Annotated in this window: 9 protein-coding genes and 1 pseudogene; 8 read left to right on the top strand and 2 right to left on the bottom strand. The window is 36.1% G+C overall.

What is annotated here, in order from left to right; translation table 11 throughout:
• The first annotated feature begins 23 nt into the window (after positions 1 to 23).
• From WKH12_RS05520 to WKH12_RS05510, 3 genes are read left to right on the top strand one after another with little or no spacing between them, the layout of a single operon-like run.
• Positions 24 to 4,730: an NAD-glutamate dehydrogenase gene (locus WKH12_RS05520; RefSeq protein WP_434732204.1), complete on the top strand. Its 4,707-nt coding sequence runs from the start codon at positions 24 to 26 to the stop codon at positions 4,728 to 4,730.
• Between the two features lie 5 nt (positions 4,731 to 4,735).
• Positions 4,736 to 5,032 carry a Sec-independent protein translocase subunit TatB gene (gene tatB / locus WKH12_RS05515; protein WP_434732203.1) on the top strand — a complete coding sequence of 99 codons (297 nt, stop codon included), beginning with the start codon at positions 4,736 to 4,738 and terminating at the stop codon, positions 5,030 to 5,032.
• Positions 5,004 to 6,386 (top strand): PleD family two-component system response regulator, encoded by a 1,383-nt coding sequence (locus WKH12_RS05510; protein ID WP_264688012.1) that lies wholly within the window; start codon positions 5,004 to 5,006, stop codon positions 6,384 to 6,386. The genes tatB and WKH12_RS05510 overlap by 29 nt, the downstream gene beginning before the upstream one ends.
• Positions 6,387 to 6,530: 144 nt before the next feature.
• Here WKH12_RS05510 and recO read toward each other — a convergent pair whose 3' ends face one another.
• Positions 6,531 to 7,253 (bottom strand): DNA repair protein RecO, encoded by a 723-nt coding sequence (gene recO / locus WKH12_RS05505; RefSeq protein WP_434732202.1) that lies wholly within the window; start codon positions 7,251 to 7,253, stop codon positions 6,531 to 6,533.
• A 151-nt stretch (positions 7,254 to 7,404) separates the two neighbouring features.
• Between recO and WKH12_RS05500 the strand changes: the two genes are divergently transcribed.
• From WKH12_RS05500 to tnpC (WKH12_RS05480), 5 genes and pseudogenes are all read left to right on the top strand, one after another.
• Positions 7,405 to 8,031 (top strand): hypothetical protein, encoded by a 627-nt coding sequence (locus tag WKH12_RS05500; RefSeq protein WP_434732201.1) that lies wholly within the window; start codon positions 7,405 to 7,407, stop codon positions 8,029 to 8,031.
• Between the two features lie 226 nt (positions 8,032 to 8,257).
• Complete coding sequence (gene tnpC, locus WKH12_RS05495) at positions 8,258 to 9,613, top strand: IS66 family transposase (RefSeq protein WP_434732010.1); 1,356 nt, start codon at positions 8,258 to 8,260, stop codon at positions 9,611 to 9,613.
• A 35-nt stretch (positions 9,614 to 9,648) separates the two neighbouring features.
• A pseudogene (locus tag WKH12_RS05490) lies at positions 9,649 to 9,798 on the top strand (phage tail tube protein); the annotation flags it as partial.
• 65 nt (positions 9,799 to 9,863) lie between these two features.
• A complete protein-coding gene (locus tag WKH12_RS05485) occupies positions 9,864 to 10,640 on the top strand; it encodes a hypothetical protein (RefSeq protein WP_341823150.1) in 777 nt (258 codons plus the stop codon).
• A gap of 603 nt (positions 10,641 to 11,243) precedes the next feature.
• Positions 11,244 to 12,599 carry an IS66 family transposase gene (gene tnpC / locus WKH12_RS05480; protein WP_434732087.1) on the top strand — a complete coding sequence of 452 codons (1,356 nt, stop codon included), beginning with the start codon at positions 11,244 to 11,246 and terminating at the stop codon, positions 12,597 to 12,599.
• Between the two features lie 331 nt (positions 12,600 to 12,930).
• Here the strand turns inward: tnpC (WKH12_RS05480) and ppdK are convergent, their stop codons facing one another.
• Complete coding sequence (gene ppdK, locus WKH12_RS05475) at positions 12,931 to 15,612, bottom strand: pyruvate, phosphate dikinase (RefSeq protein WP_434732661.1); 2,682 nt, start codon at positions 15,610 to 15,612, stop codon at positions 12,931 to 12,933.
• Positions 15,613 to 15,730: the final 118 nt, after the last annotated feature.

The raw sequence follows: 15,730 nt of genomic DNA, 5'->3' as shown, positions 1-15,730 counted from the left end.
CACTGTGTATTTTTGTTAAAAAAATGTGTATAGATCATAATGTTGACACTGAGTCTTTATTTGAGTTAGTTGATCAAGAAAATCAGCAAGATAAAGAAAAAATTAAAAAATTTATTAAGTATTTTTATAGTTTTGTTTATAAAAGCGACCTAAAAGCCAACGATAAGTTTTTGCTATATATTGTAAACGATGCTTACAATTTTGTTTCTCAAAAAGAGAAAGATGAAAGTAAGTTAGTAGTAAGCAATATAGATGATATACCAGGAATAGAAGGCGATTTTACCACGATTAAGATAACAAACGATGATATGCCATTTTTGGTTGATTCTGTTATTGCAACTATTAAATCGCACAATTTAACCATATGCTATTACAGCAACAGCATAATTAACATTAAAAGAAAAGATGGCCTAATAGATGAGATTTACTCCTTGGAAGAAAGCAATGGAGTCAAAGAATCAGTTATATATGTAATTATCAAAGGTATAAGTGACAGTTTTGTTGATACATTAAAAGAATCTCTACAAAAAACGCTGAAAGCAGTTAATTGCGTTGTGAAAGATTGGCACTTAATGCTCAAGAAACTTGATGAAGCAAAAAGTCTTCTTTTTGCCATCGAGCAGCCAGTGTCGAACGCTGGAGTGACACCAGGAAAAGATTTCTTAGATTGGCTAAAAAACAATAATTTTGTATTTCTAGGTTATCAAGAATATATTGCTGGTAAAGATGAAAAACTCGTCTGTGATAGCAAAAAGGACCTTGGCCTGATAAGAGTAGGTCAAAGTACGTTGATTCCTTCTGCAAACCTTGATTCCCTATACATATTGAGATCAGATCTAATCTCAATAGTCCATCGGCGTACATACATGAATTGTATAGGAGTAAAAGAATTTGATGACCAGGGTAATGTAGTAAAGGAACGGCGTTTTTTCGGGCTATTTACTTCTGTAGCGGAGGTCCAAGATATTCGAACTATTCCAATAATAAGAGATAAAGTTAAAGTTATAGAAAAAAATGCAGGGTTTGTAACCGGGGGCCACAATAACAAAGCTTTAATTTCTATTTTACAAGCATTCTCTTGTGATGAATTATTCCAATCAAATGAAGACGAATTATTTAAAATTTGCATTTCGATCATGTCTCTTGCGATTAGGCCAAGGGTCAGATTATTTTTAAGAAGAGTAAGGGATTTTATTAGTTGCATAGTGCTGATACCAATGCGTTATGCTAGCGCTAGGCTAATGTTCAAGATACGTGACATATTGAAGGATGAGACAAGTGCAGAAAGTTCAGATATTTATAACAATCACATTATCAATGAATATGATTTGATGAAATTGCATGTAGTGCTAAAGACCAAAAATGCTAGTGTTCCTGATGACGAAGTTTTGCGTATCGAAAACAAATTAAGGAACATTACGGAAAAGTGGGAAGATCGTTTTATAGACAATTTATATAATACTTTTAGTACTGTTGAGGATATATTCATCCGTTATTGCAAGGCATTTCCAATAAGCTATCAAGAGAGTTTCGAACCTCATGACGCATATTACGATATGAAAAAATTGGAGATAGTGAGGAAAAAAGGAGTTAGCGAGGTCGATTTAAGACTTACTTGTGATAATCTTAATTATCAATTAAAGGTTTACACTTCGAGCAATGGAGGTCTTGAATTATCGAAGATATTAAGAATTACTAAGAATTTGGGAGCTAAGATTCTATCTCATAATGGCTATTACATAGAAATTAACGGCGGAATATGGATACACCATTTTGTGTTGTCAAGAGTCGATGAATTAATAGACAACATTACTCTAAAAGAGCAATTTGAAATAACACTTGCGAAAGTGTTTAGAAAGGAAATTAAAAATGATTATTTCAATAGTTTGGTCATTATTGCTGGACTGGAGTGGAAAGAAGTGCTTCTGGTTAGAGCGCTCAGTGCTTACCTAAAGCAGACGTCATTTAACTACAATCCAGAATATATCCAAAAGGTAGTCTCAGAGTATCCAAAAATAGTAAAGTATTTGATACAACTATTTCATGCAAGATTTGATCCTAGCATAGACATTGATAGAGCAGAAACCACGGACATTTTCATAGAAAAAATTGAGGAACTTCTAAAAGAGATCAGCAATGTTTCACATGATTACGTTTTGCGCTCGATATTTAACTTGATAATGGCTATTTTAAGGACCAGTTATTATCAAGACGATAAACCATATTTATCTACAAAATTTGACTCAAATAAAATAAATGGTTTGCCTGATCCTCGTCCATATCGTGAATTGTATATTTATTCAAATCTTTTTGAGGGAATACATCTAAGAGGAGGGAAATTGGCCCGTGGTGGCTTAAGGTGGTCGGATAGGACGGAAGATTTTCGCACTGAAGTTTTGGGGCTCATGAAAGCTCAGATGACAAAAAATGCGGTTATTGTACCTGTTGGCGCAAAGGGTGGGTTTGTAATTAAGCAAGTTTATAAAGACAAAGATATTTTAAGAGAGAAAGGTGTTGAATGCTATAAGAGTTTTATCAGGGGAATGCTTGACATTACTGATAATGTAGTTAATGGCAAAATAATTCCACCAGAGAATGTGATTAGGTATGATGAGGATGATCCATACTTGGTAGTTGCAGCAGATAAAGGCACTGCTTCTTTTTCTGACTATGCAAACCAAATAGCCTCTGAATACAATTTTTGGCTTGGCGATGCATTTGCATCTGGTGGATCAGCAGGTTATGATCACAAAAAAATGGGTATTACAGCCAGAGGTGCATGGATTGCAGCGCAGAGGCATTTTTGGAAAATGAATAAGGATATTTACCAAGATGCAACTGTTATTGGAATTGGAGATATGGCTGGCGATCTATTTGGAAACGGTATGCTGCTTTCAAAAAATATACATTTAATCGGCGCATTTAACCATATGCATATTTTTATTGATCCAAATCCTAGTGCAGAAAAGAGTTTCACAGAGCGTAAACGTCTCTTTGAGTTACCATTTTCAACTTGGATGGATTATAACAAAGATTTGATTTCTAAGGGTGGAGGAGTATTTGAGCGTAGCAGCAAGCAAGTAAACATTTCTCAAGAAATAAAAAAATGCTTTGATATAACAGAAGATATGCTACCTCCAAGTGATTTGATTAGATATCTACTCAAAGCAGAAGTGGACTTCATATGGAATGGAGGAATTGGCACGTTTGTTAAGGCAAAGAGTGAAAATCATAGCATGGTCGGTGACAAAGCAAACGATGAGTTAAGAGTAAATGGTAAAGATATTAGAGCTTCTATGTTTATAGAAGGCGGAAATTTGGGATGCACACAGCTTGGAAGAATAGAATATGCTGAAAGAGGTGGATATATAAATGCAGATTTTGTTGATAATTCAGCCGGAGTGATATGTTCGGACCTTGAAGTTAACATCAAGATTGCATTTGTTTCAGCTATGAAAGCAGGGGGTGTTTCTTTAGAAAAAAGGAATGAAATACTGGCAAGTATGGTGGACGAAGTTGCATCCAAAGTGCTTGAGAACCACAACAGAATTGAAACAAAAGCATTACTTCTTGAGTGTTTGCAAGCTAAAGAGAGATTGGAGCAGCACCACAGGTTACTGCTCAGTTTAGAAAAATCTGGGCTGTTAAACCGAAGCGTAGAATTTCTTCCAACTGAAGAAGAGATAGCAAGGATGTTAACTGGTGCAGAAGGTTTCAGTTCTCCTCAGCTTTCTATTCTAATGTCTTATGCTAGAACGGCAATAAAAAATGACATTATACATTCCGATCTGCCTGAAAAAGATCTTATATCTAATGACTACTTGCTAGGTTATTTTCCTAAAAAGATGATAACAAAGTTTAAGGATTTCATATTAAAACACCAACTTCGTAGAGAAATTATCTCTACTTGCATTGCAAATGACGTAGTGAATAGAATGGGCTGTATATTCATCAATAATTTGGCTGAGAACACTGGAATTAAGGTACAAGAAGCGGTTAACATATATATTGTTGTTAACCACCTGTATGATTTAAACAGCCTGTGGCAGAAAATTGATGAATTGGATGGAAAAATTGATGTTAACTCATACTTACAAATAGTGAGGAACGTGCAGAAATTTATTGGCAGAGTATCGTTTTGGTTAGTGAAAAATCTTGGCAAGCTTAGCTTTGTAGAGTTGGATGATGTTACAAAATTTAAAGATGCAATTGAAACTTTAGGCCAGAACTTAACTGATGTTTTAGATGAACACCTATTAAAGGTCTGTAGCCATGGATCAACTTCTTTAGTAGAACTTAATATAAATAAAGATCTAGCAAAAAAAGTTGCTGATCTATACGTTCTTGCTTATGCACTGGACATTATATCTGTTGCTGAACAGACATCTTTGTCCATTCTTGATGCTGGTAAAATATACTTTGAGTTAAAGTCGCTGTTAAGATTCGATCTGATTAGAAAAATTGCCATCAAGATGAAAAGCCGCTCTTCTTATTGGAATCGCAGCTTAGTTAATGATTTATTGGACGATTTAAGCCATTACCACCACAAGCTAGCTGTTAAAGTCATAAAAGCTACTGATAACCCCGAAGATAAGGTTCAAACCTGGGCTTGTAATGATAAGGACTACATAGAACGTTATAATAGTTTTTTAGATGAGATAGTTGCTTCTAAACTTGATTTAAGCAAATTAATATTTATAATCAGGAGGATTAAAGTACTTGCTTCATAGGAAAAATGTTTAATATAGGTCTTTCAGAAATTTTGGTCGTTGCTTTAGTGAGCATAATTGTTCTTGATAGAAATAAGGTGCCTGTATTTATTGATCTTATTAGGAATACATATAAGTATCTTATGATTATAAAATCAAAAGCTAGGAGGTTATTGAAAGACGGAGGAATTGAAGACTTATATAAAGAGTGTAATACTGAGAAAGTAAATTACATAGTTGGTAAAAATGGTAAGCTTTATCCTACTTACGATATAGATAATACATCTAAAGATAATGACAGCGAAGATTCTAGTAGTAGATGATGTACTATCTAATGTCAAGCTTTTAGAAGCTCGACTAAAAGCAGAGTACTATACGGTTATCGTAGCTCATGATGGTGAAGAAGCTATAGATTTAGTAGCAAAGCAGCAGCCTGATATTATATTACTTGATATCATGATGCCAAAGATGAATGGCTTTCAAGTTTGTAAGGAGCTAAAGAGTGATCCCTTGACAACCCATATTCCAATAATTATGGTAACTGCACTGCATGATACTCACAATAGAGTACAAGGCATTAATGCTGGTGCAGATGACTTTCTGACTAAACCAATAAACGAAACTGCTTTATCTGCGAGAATTAAGTCTCTCACACGCTTAAAGATGATTATCGACGAATTGCGCTTGAGAGGAGAAACCAACGCTGAGATTGGCGGAGTAGCAGGAAACAGTATTATGGATTATTCTAATCAGATTTTTGATGCTAACATACTTGTTGTAGATGAAGATGTCTTTCAAGCAGAGCAGATATATAATGTACTAAAGCACCGCTTTAGGTCAATTAAAATACTGAGTGATCCAGTGGAGGCATTAAAGGTTGGTATTAAGAATAATTACGACCTGATCATTTCTGATATGCAGTTTTCAAAAACTGACGGCCTGCGTTTGTGTTCTGAGTTTCGTAGTAAAGTAGAAACACGCTATACACCAATTCTGATTCTTTCTGAGGATTATGATAAAAACAATTTAGTAAAAGCACTTGATGTAGGTGCTAATGATTATTTAACAGTACCTTTGGATGAGGGTGAGTTAATAGCAAGGGTTAATTCGCAAGTAAAACGCAAAAGATATCAAGATGCCTTGAGAATGAATTTATTTAATAATGCGGAAATGTCTATAAAGGACCCATTAACTAACTGTTATAATAGAAGATATTTTGATGCACACTTAAGAAACATTGTTAAGGACTCTGTGGAAAAGGATAGAAGGTTGTCTCTTATGATACTTGATATAGACTATTTTAAGATGGTGAATGACAGTTTTGGGCATAGTGCTGGAGATGAACTTTTAAAGCAAGTACAGAAAAGAATTTCTGAAAATATCAGAGTGACAGATTTACTAGCTAGGTTTGGTGGTGAGGAGTTTGTTGTTGTAATGCCAGATACCAATGTATCAGATGCGTACACTATTGCGGAGAGAATACGAAAAATTATTGCTAAAGAACCTTTTATACTTGCGGACAAAAATACAACCCATAACATAACTGTGAGCATTGGAATTGCAGAAATGCAAGGATCTGACCTTGACGATATTAAAAAATTTATAGTACGTGCTGACAAATATTTATATAAGGCAAAAAACAGTGGTAGAAATAGAGTGGTTACTGGCTATAGCTAAAGTGGCTTAAGTTTACCGACAACCGTCATTCCGCTACTCGTTAGCGGAATCTATGCTGAGATACCGCGAATGAATCGCGGTATGACGTGTTGCTTGGGTTAGCTATAGATTTCTGAAATGATTTCAAAAAAATGATAACTAAGGTTAAAGCGACAACATGAGGTTTCTCAGCTCTGGAAATTTCATGTTTAACTGCAAAAATAGATACTTATTTAAAAAATATCCTGTGACTTTCAGTCCTAACTGAAATTCTTGGAATGAGTAGCTGTTTTGTAGGTTATTATTGTATACATCATGCAACATTTGTGGAAAAGGTAGGAGTTTATCTGCATAATAATCTCCTGCTTTTTTTGACACTGCTCTACCAGTTTTTGGAGAAATAAATTGTAAGTTTTCCTTAACACCTGTTACAACACATTTGGATAAGTCTAACTTGAATCCCAATTGCGTAAGAAGCAGAAGCTCTAAGTTAAGATAATGGCTTTGCCAAGACTGATTGTTGTGTTTAATTACATCGGTGAAATATCGAAAATTGTCATACAGCACGGCACAGGGTTCACTTTCTGGAAGCACTTTTTCTAAAATAGAGGAGAAAGAGACAATAGTAATGCTTTTTAACCTATCTTGAAAGAAATGATGGAATGGAGATTCGATTAATTCGCACTTTAAAAAACCCAGATTTTCAGGTAACTTAGCACTCCATTCTGCATGTAATAGATTACTTATCTGAAACTTATAATTGCTATTGTTTGTTAGCTTAGTTAATCCCCTGCGCTTTCCATGATTTTTTGTAAACAGAGAAAGAATTAAGTTTTTATCGCCGTATTTTTTAGCAGCTATAATGATGCCTTCATCTTTCCATCTCATTTAGAGTATATTGACCGTATTGACCGTATGATATTATAGAAATAGTAAAATTAGTACAGCAAAAACTACGTCTTTGAGCTTAAATCAACTAAAATATATTGACTTTATGTGCAATATTAGCTTTAAACCAGTAAAATAAACTGCTTAACATATGCGTTTTTTCTATTCTAATTACATTCTTTTTTTATCTTTATGTTGTTTTCTGCTTTTTTCGTTACCTTCAACAAAAGCCCAAACGAATGATACGTCAGTTGTTCCTATACCACAAAGGAAAAAAGAAACAGTTGAGCACACTGTTGTAGCACAACCGAGGCAAATTATCGAAATGCAAGAAGAAGTCATTATTAACGAGGGTAAAGAATTCATTCCAGTTCCAAAAAGAAAAAAAAGTGTAGGGAAGAAACTAAGAAGGGATGTTAGAGAGGCAAAAAATGAAATAGGAAACGAAAAAAGCGTTGAGAATAAAAAGGATGAATTAGTTGTAACAGAAATTATTAACTCTATAAGAGACAAACTTACAAAATGCTGGAGCATTCCTGAAAGCATAGCTTACAAAGAAAATTTTAATATAAAAATTAACTTATTATTATCCAGTCAAGGCGAGATAATTATGGCCGATGTAGCAGACAGTGATTCCTATCGAAATAATCCACTTTTCAGGTCGATAGTAGATAATGCAATGCGTGCAGTATATAAATGTAGCCCATTGACTGGCTTGCCTACTCAGCACCACCACATTTGGCGTGAAGTAACACTAGACTTTATTCTAAATGGGTAAAATCTTACAATAGACCTCTTATATTACCTTCTGTCATCCCAGTAGTCAGGCTACTTGGATGACAGAAGTAGACACTTCACATTATCATTCCAGCGCTCCTTTCTTGTCATGCCAGTGCGTGACACTGGCATCCAGAAAAAAAATGTAACCGTTCACGGAGATAAGGTGGTTTACAAAGTAAGTATAAAAGTGTAAAGAGATAGGAAGCTAAATATGGAATGGGTAAATGACAACAGTGCTGCAAGAAAAGGTTGTAGCAGAAAACGCTAATCTCAAGGAAGAAATAAAAGCACTGATCAGAGAAAATGATAGCTTGAAAGCAAAAATAGTTGAATTAGAAGACAAATTGGGCTTAAATTCGCAAAATTCATCGCTGCCACCATCACGAGATATATATCGTAAGAAAGCAAAAAAGAAAAGTGATAAAAAACCAGGAGGTCAGCCAGGACATAAGGTGCATAAGCGTGAATTAATGGCTGCAGACGAGGTAGTGAGATGCACAATTGATACAATTTGTATGTGTGGAGGTAAGATTACTTTAGAAGATGAAATTATTCATCAGAAGGCAGAGTTGCCAGAAATTAAGCCAATTGTAACTGAGTACAGGTTGCAAAGAGGACATTGTAGAGTATGTAATAAAAGAATTACAGCAAATTTACCCGAAGGTGTTGCAAGAGATTTTCTAGGACCCAATGCTAAAACAGTTATAAGCAGCCTTAGCGGCTTTTTTATTAACTCAAAAAGAGAGGTACAGCAAATTTTGGGCAGTATTTTTAATCTAAATATAAGCCTTGGTTTAGTCTCAAATACTGAACGCAGGGTATCGAAGAAGTGTGCATCTGAATATGAGAAAATGAAGGAAGAGTTGCAAGGAAGCGAGTATTTGCATATAGACGAAACAGGGCACAGAAATCAAGGAAAGAGAGGCTGGAGTTGGGTAATAACAAACAAAGCGTTGACACTTCTGAAGGTAAGCGAGTCTCGTGGTAAGAAGGTGTTGAAGAGTTTACTGCCAGAATATGATGGTATATTTGTGAGCGATAGATACGCTGTATACAATTACTTCAATCGTGAAAATAGACAGATATGTTGGGCACATCTGGCAAGAGATTTTGAGAGATTTGCCCATAGTAAAAATGTTGAAGTGAGCAAAATTGGCCAAGCACTAAAATCGCTCAGCAATAAGGTGTTTGTAGTAGATAAGGCAAAAAAACAAAATTTGATAGATAATTTGAGATTTTATCGACTGGTGCGAAAAATTCGGAAAAGGGTAAAACATTTTTTACGTAAAATGACGAGGGTTGCAAATAGCACTCAAGCTTCAAGAATGGCCGCTAAGATGTTACGATCTGAGGATATGATGTGGAAGTTTTTAAGAAAACCTGAAGTGATAGAAACAACTAATAACCTTGCAGAACGGCAAATTAGACGGTACGTAATTTATCGTAAAAACAGCTTTTTCACCTGGTCAGAACGTGGAGAAAGATTCGTGGAAAGAATGTTGTCGATATTTTTGACATCACGTCTAAATGGCCAGAACCCCTTTCAAAAGCTACAGAATCTAGTAGCTGTCACTGCTTAGTTCTTTAATTCATTCTCACAATCCGTGAACGGTTACATAATGATTATGAAATTAATTTTAACACTAAGGAAAAGATCAGATTACGGTGTTCAGTTGAACTGTATGAGAGATATTATGACCCCGCTGCTTTTGACAGTTTTACTGTAATTTTAGCGAGTGCTGAAGTTGTAAACGCTTTTCATTAATGTTAATTTAATTTTTTCATATACAATAGTAACTGGTGAGAATTTTAACTAAATTAAAAAAAATCATGAACGACGAAAACCTTTTCGAGGAAGACGGTGGTAATATTGAAGAAAATAACAATGACAGAAGAGAGAGAAGTTTAGAAAATGAAAATCAAGAAGAACAATACAAAGAGGAAGATAAGCAATACATAATACAGTATATTCAAGACTATTTAAAAGTTTTTGAGGATATTCTAAATCAGATCGACGAAGGAATTGATAATTCGGATAGTTACGAAAGGACTATGCAAATAAAGCGAAGCATAGACAGGCTCATAGAGACTTTATATAGTCAGGCTGCGTCTGAAGATATTGATGCAGAATTTGAAACCACAAAGCATACTCGCGATAAATCAGAATCTATGAAAAGGGTTAGAGAGAAAAGAAGGAAGCAAGCAATAGAAGAAGTATTAAGTAGCATGTTTGCCCAGCAACAAAAGGAGCTAATGAACGCTAAACACTTAAGTCATGGACATGAAACAGCACATGATGATGAAGCAAAAAAACGAGTGAAGTCTTCAATCAGGGGAGTGTTGTTTTCGGTGATTGCTCATAGGATGGATCCAAGAAGGAGAGCAGGGGAAACTGCTGACGATAACGAAAAGCAAGCTCATATATATGGCAGGGAAGCAGTTGGTGGAGCTTTAGGTGCATTGTTAAAAACATTTTTAACAGCAGTTACTGCCGTTGTGCGCGAAATTGCTAAGCCACTTCAGCATATCAGCAAACAGGAAACATCTTTTGCAAAACAAGTTGAAGAAAGCAGAAACGCAGATTCACAAAAAGGTCGATCTGTGTAGACTTTTCCTTGTAATAATCTTTCGATTCTACTGTCTGTTAATTCATAATTAGGGTTATATAGCTAACTGAAAAAAGGTTACCCCAGAAGGGATAAAAAGGTATAAAATGGCTTTAGATAAGGTAGAATGATGCCAAAGTGAGGATCTGAGGGAACGTGTTTTGAAAGTAGTAGACGAGAAAAAAATGACTATGGAGAAGATAAGCAAGAGAAAAGATAATTGAAAAATTTGGCAATATGTGCAAAGACAAAGATACTCGCCGGATTTAAATCCAATTGAAAAGTTATGGTTTGCCATCAAGCATGCCATAAGAAAAGCTCTGCAGAACTTTTGGCCCGATATCAATTCGGCTATTGATTTTAGCACTCGGGGAAACCTTACTTGGGTTAGCTATAGTTTGCTTGCTCACAAGCAAACTTTCCTGGATCCAAGTAGTCAAGCTACTCGGATGACATCCTCCCTAGTGAATATTGCTCTTAATTTGTAACTAACCTAAGCTATAAATGTTAAGAAATTTACCAGTAACCGTTCACGGAGATAAGGTGGTTTACAAAGTAAGTATAAAAGTGTAAAGAGATAGGAAGCTAAATATGGAATGGGTAAATGACAACAGTGCTGCAAGAAAAGGTTGTAGCAGAAAACGCTAATCTCAAGGAAGAAATAAAAGCACTGATCAGAGAAAATGATAGCTTGAAAGCAAAAATAGTTGAATTAGAAGACAAATTGGGCTTAAATTCGCAAAATTCATCGCTGCCACCATCACGAGATATATATCGTAAGAAAGCAAAAAAGAAAAGTGATAAAAAACCAGGAGGTCAGCCAGGACATAAGGTGCATAAGCGTGAATTAATGGCTGCAGACGAGGTAGTGAGATGCACAATTGATACAATTTGTATGTGTGGAGGTAAGATTACTTTAGAAGATGAAATTATTCATCAGAAGGCAGAGTTGCCAGAAATTAAGCCAATTGTAACTGAGTACAGGTTGCAAAGAGGACATTGTAGAGTATGTAATAAAAGAATTACAGCAAATTTACCCGAAGGTGTTGCAAGAGATTTTCTAGGACCCAATGCTAAAACAGTTATAAGCAGCCTTAGCGGCTTTTTTATTAACTCAAAAAGAGAGGTACAGCAAATTTTGGGCAGTATTTTTAATCTAAATATAAGCCTTGGTTTAGTCTCAAATACTGAACGCAGGGTATCGAAGAAGTGTGCATCTGAATATGAGAAAATGAAGGAAGAGTTGCAAGGAAGCGAGTATTTGCATATAGACGAAACAGGGCACAGAAATCAAGGAAAGAGAGGCTGGAGTTGGGTAATAACAAACAAAGCGTTGACACTTCTGAAGGTAAGCGAGTCTCGTGGTAAGAAGGTGTTGAAGAGTTTACTGCCAGAATATGATGGTATATTTGTGAGCGATAGATACGCTGTATACAATTACTTCAATCGTGAAAATAGACAGATATGTTGGGCACATCTGGCAAGAGATTTTGAGAGATTTGCCCATAGTAAAAATGTTGAAGTGAGCAAAATTGGCCAAGCACTAAAATCGCTCAGCAATAAGGTGTTTGTAGTAGATAAGGCAAAAAAACAAAATTTGATAGATAATTTGAGATTTTATCGACTGGTGGGAAAAATTCGGAAAAGGGTAAAACATTTTTTACGTAAAATGACGAGGGTTGCAAATAGCACTCAAGCTTCAAGAATGGCCGCTAAGATGTTACGATCTGAGGATATGATGTGGAAGTTTTTAAGAAAACCTGAAGTGATAGAAACAACTAATAACCTTGCAGAACGGCAAATTAGACGGTACGTAATTTATCGTAAAAACAGCTTTTTCACCTGGTCAGAACGTGGAGAAAGATTCGTGGAAAGAATGTTGTCGATATTTTTGACATCACGTCTAAATGGCCAGAACCCCTTTCAAAAGCTACAGAATCTAGTAGCTGTCACTGCTTAGTTCTTTAATTCATTCTCACAATCCGTGAACGGTTACAAGTAGCCAACCTTACGTTAAAACACAACGTTCTTGATGAGATTGCATAAAAACTGGATTCCTTACATCATAGAGGCACTGCCATTATAGAGTGAACCAGTGTCAGCTACTCGGATGACACTCTCTTGGATGGAAACCAGTGTCAGCTACTTTCATGACACCTTGACAATCGTCATCCCGCTACGTGTTAGCGCCGCGGCGGTATGACGGTTAAGTAGGGTGTCATTCCAGTGCTTGACACAGTTGTCTAAGTGAGGAAAGTCACCAGTGGTTATATTATTGCTATATTTCTCACTTACCCAACAAACTTAGATTTTACACTAAACTGTGCTGCCACTAACTTTGCAACCGGTACTCTATAGGGTGAGCATGAAACATAATCCACCCCTGATTCGATGAGAAACTCTATAGATTTTGGATCTGCTCCATGCTCTCCACATATACCTAGTTTTATTTCTTTTCGGGTTTTTTTGCCTCTTTCAATGGCTATCTTGATTAACTCCCCTACCCCTTCGATGTCCAGCACTTCAAATGGATCATTGTCAAATATATCGCTTTCCTTATAAGAATCGAGGAAATTAACTGAATCATCTCTTGAAAGTCCCATGGTTGTTTGCGTTAAATCATTAGTGCCAAAACTAAAAAACTCTGCATGTTTTGCTAACTTATCAGCAATCAGTGCTGCTCTTGGTAGTTCTATCATCGTTCCAATTGAATAAGCCTTGTCTGATGTCATTCCAGCGCGTGACGCTGGAATCTGCGTCTGGATTCCAGCTGAGATGACAGAGGATTCTTTCTTTGCTAGCTCGCATATCAGAATAAATTCTTTCTCATTCATTATAAAAGGGATCATGATCTCAGGCTTGATTTCTACACTTTTTTCCTTTTTTAGCTCATTTGCAGCACTAAGTATTGCCCTAATCTGCATGCTATATATTTCAGGATGAGAAATGGCAAGTCTACAACCTCGATGGCCAAGCATTGGGTTCTTTTCTGACAACTGTGCTATTTTATTTTTTACTGATTCAACTGACTTACTAAGTGATTTGGCGATTTTTTCTATAGTAGACTGATTATTGGGTAAAAATTCATGTAAGGGTGGATCAAGCAACCGTATAGTGACTTCCCTACCCTCCATAATAGAAAATATTTCTTTGAAATCAGACTTTTGCATTTCTTCCAGTTTAATGAGCGCATTTGCCCTTTCATTTTCATCGTCAGCTATTATCAACTTTTGAATGAATTCGATTCTATCACTAGCGAAAAACATATGTTCTGTGCGACATAAGCCTATACCTTCCGCACCGAATCCTTTTGCAATTTTTGCATCTTTTGGAGTATCAGCGTTCGCTCTCACTTTGACCGTTTTGATTTCATCTATCCAGTTGATTATCGTTTTGAATTCTTGCGATAATTCAGGTGAAATTGTAGGAAGAATGCCAAGCATAACCTCCCCTGTTCCTCCGTTGATGGTAATTGGTTCACCTTTATTTACTTTTGTATCCCCCACAGAAAAGAAAGTTCCATCTTTATCGATATAAAGTCCACTTACACTGCAAATGCATGGCTTACCCATTCCACGGGTTACAACAGCAGCATGCGAGGTCATCCCTCCCCGTGCTGTTACTATGCCACTTGCAGCATTCATTCCATTAATATCTTCAGGACTCGTTTCTGACCTTACTAAAATCACTTTTTTACCCTGCTCTGCAGCTTTTTCAGCATCACTTGCACTAAACACTACATATCCAGAAGCAACCCCTGGAGAAGCCGGCAGTCCCTTCCCTATTACTTTTTGGTCACTCTTAACGTCAAGAACTGGATGCAATAAATTGTCAAAAGTTTTTGGATCAATTCTCAATATTCCTTCTTCTTTTGTAATCGTTCCTTCGTTTACCATATCAACTATTATGCGAATAGCAGCTTCAGCCGTGCGCTTGCCAGACCTAGTCTGCAAAATCCATAACTTACCGTCCTGCACAGTAAATTCGATATCCTGCATGTCTTTATAATGCCTTTCAAGTTTTTCACATACTACACATAATTCTCGGTAGACACTTGGCAGCAACTTCTCCATGGTGTTTTCTTGCTCTCCGTCAATTGGCATAGGAGTATAAACACCAGAAACCACATCCTCACCCTGAGCATTAACCAAAAACTCACCAAAAAGCTTTTTTTCTCCAGTTGAAGGATTTCGTGTAAATATCACACCAGTTGCAGAATTATCATTTAAATTACCGAAAACCATTGCTTGCACGTTGACCGCTGTTCCAAGGTTTTCAGGAATGTTATGTATTCTTCTATAGGAAACAGCCCTATCATTTTTCCAAGAGGTAAATACTGCATTAACTGAGTTTAACAATTGCTCTTCAACGTTCTGCGAAAAATGTTTCTCAGTTTTTTCATATACTATCCTTTTGAAATTGTTAACAATTCTCTTTAAAACATCAACATCAAGATCAGCTAAGCTTTTTGCTCCACTCTTTTGCTGCTTATTATCAACAACATCTTGAAATAGGTGATGGTCAAGCTGTAGTACAACATTGGAGTACATCATGATGAAACGGCAGTAGCTATCATAGGCAAAACGTTCTCCACTTTTTTTTGCAAGCCCAATAACTGTTTCATCATTTAAACCAACATTTAAAATAGTATCAAGCATGCCCGGCATTGAACTAACACTACCAGAGCGTATTGAAACTAATAAGGGGTTATTTAAATCCCCGAATTTACAACCGATGTCATTTTCGAGCATCGCCATGTAGTTTTTAATCTCGTTACGTAGGTCGTTAGACAATTCATTATCCTGACAGTAGGCCTGACAAACAGAGGTGGAAATTGTGAAACCAGGTGGAACAGGAATGCCAACATTGCACATTTCTGCTAAATTTGCTCCCTTTCCTCCCAGCAGATTTTTCATTTCTGCATTGCCTTCGCATTTACCCTGGCTAAAGTAATGTATTAACTTTTCCCCCATCATTTTCTCCGGATTTTCACTGATAAACACATTGTACATATAGTTCCAATAAACCTGTGAGGACTTGAAACCTTAGGATAATAAATTTTACAAAATTTGGCAACAACGTTCCTTCTGG

The organism is Wolbachia endosymbiont of Zygogramma bicolorata, assembly GCF_051130665.1.
Classification (GTDB): domain Bacteria; phylum Pseudomonadota; class Alphaproteobacteria; order Rickettsiales; family Anaplasmataceae; genus Wolbachia.
Note: the sequence above shows the minus strand (reverse complement) of the source record. Positions and strands in the feature narration are given on the sequence as shown.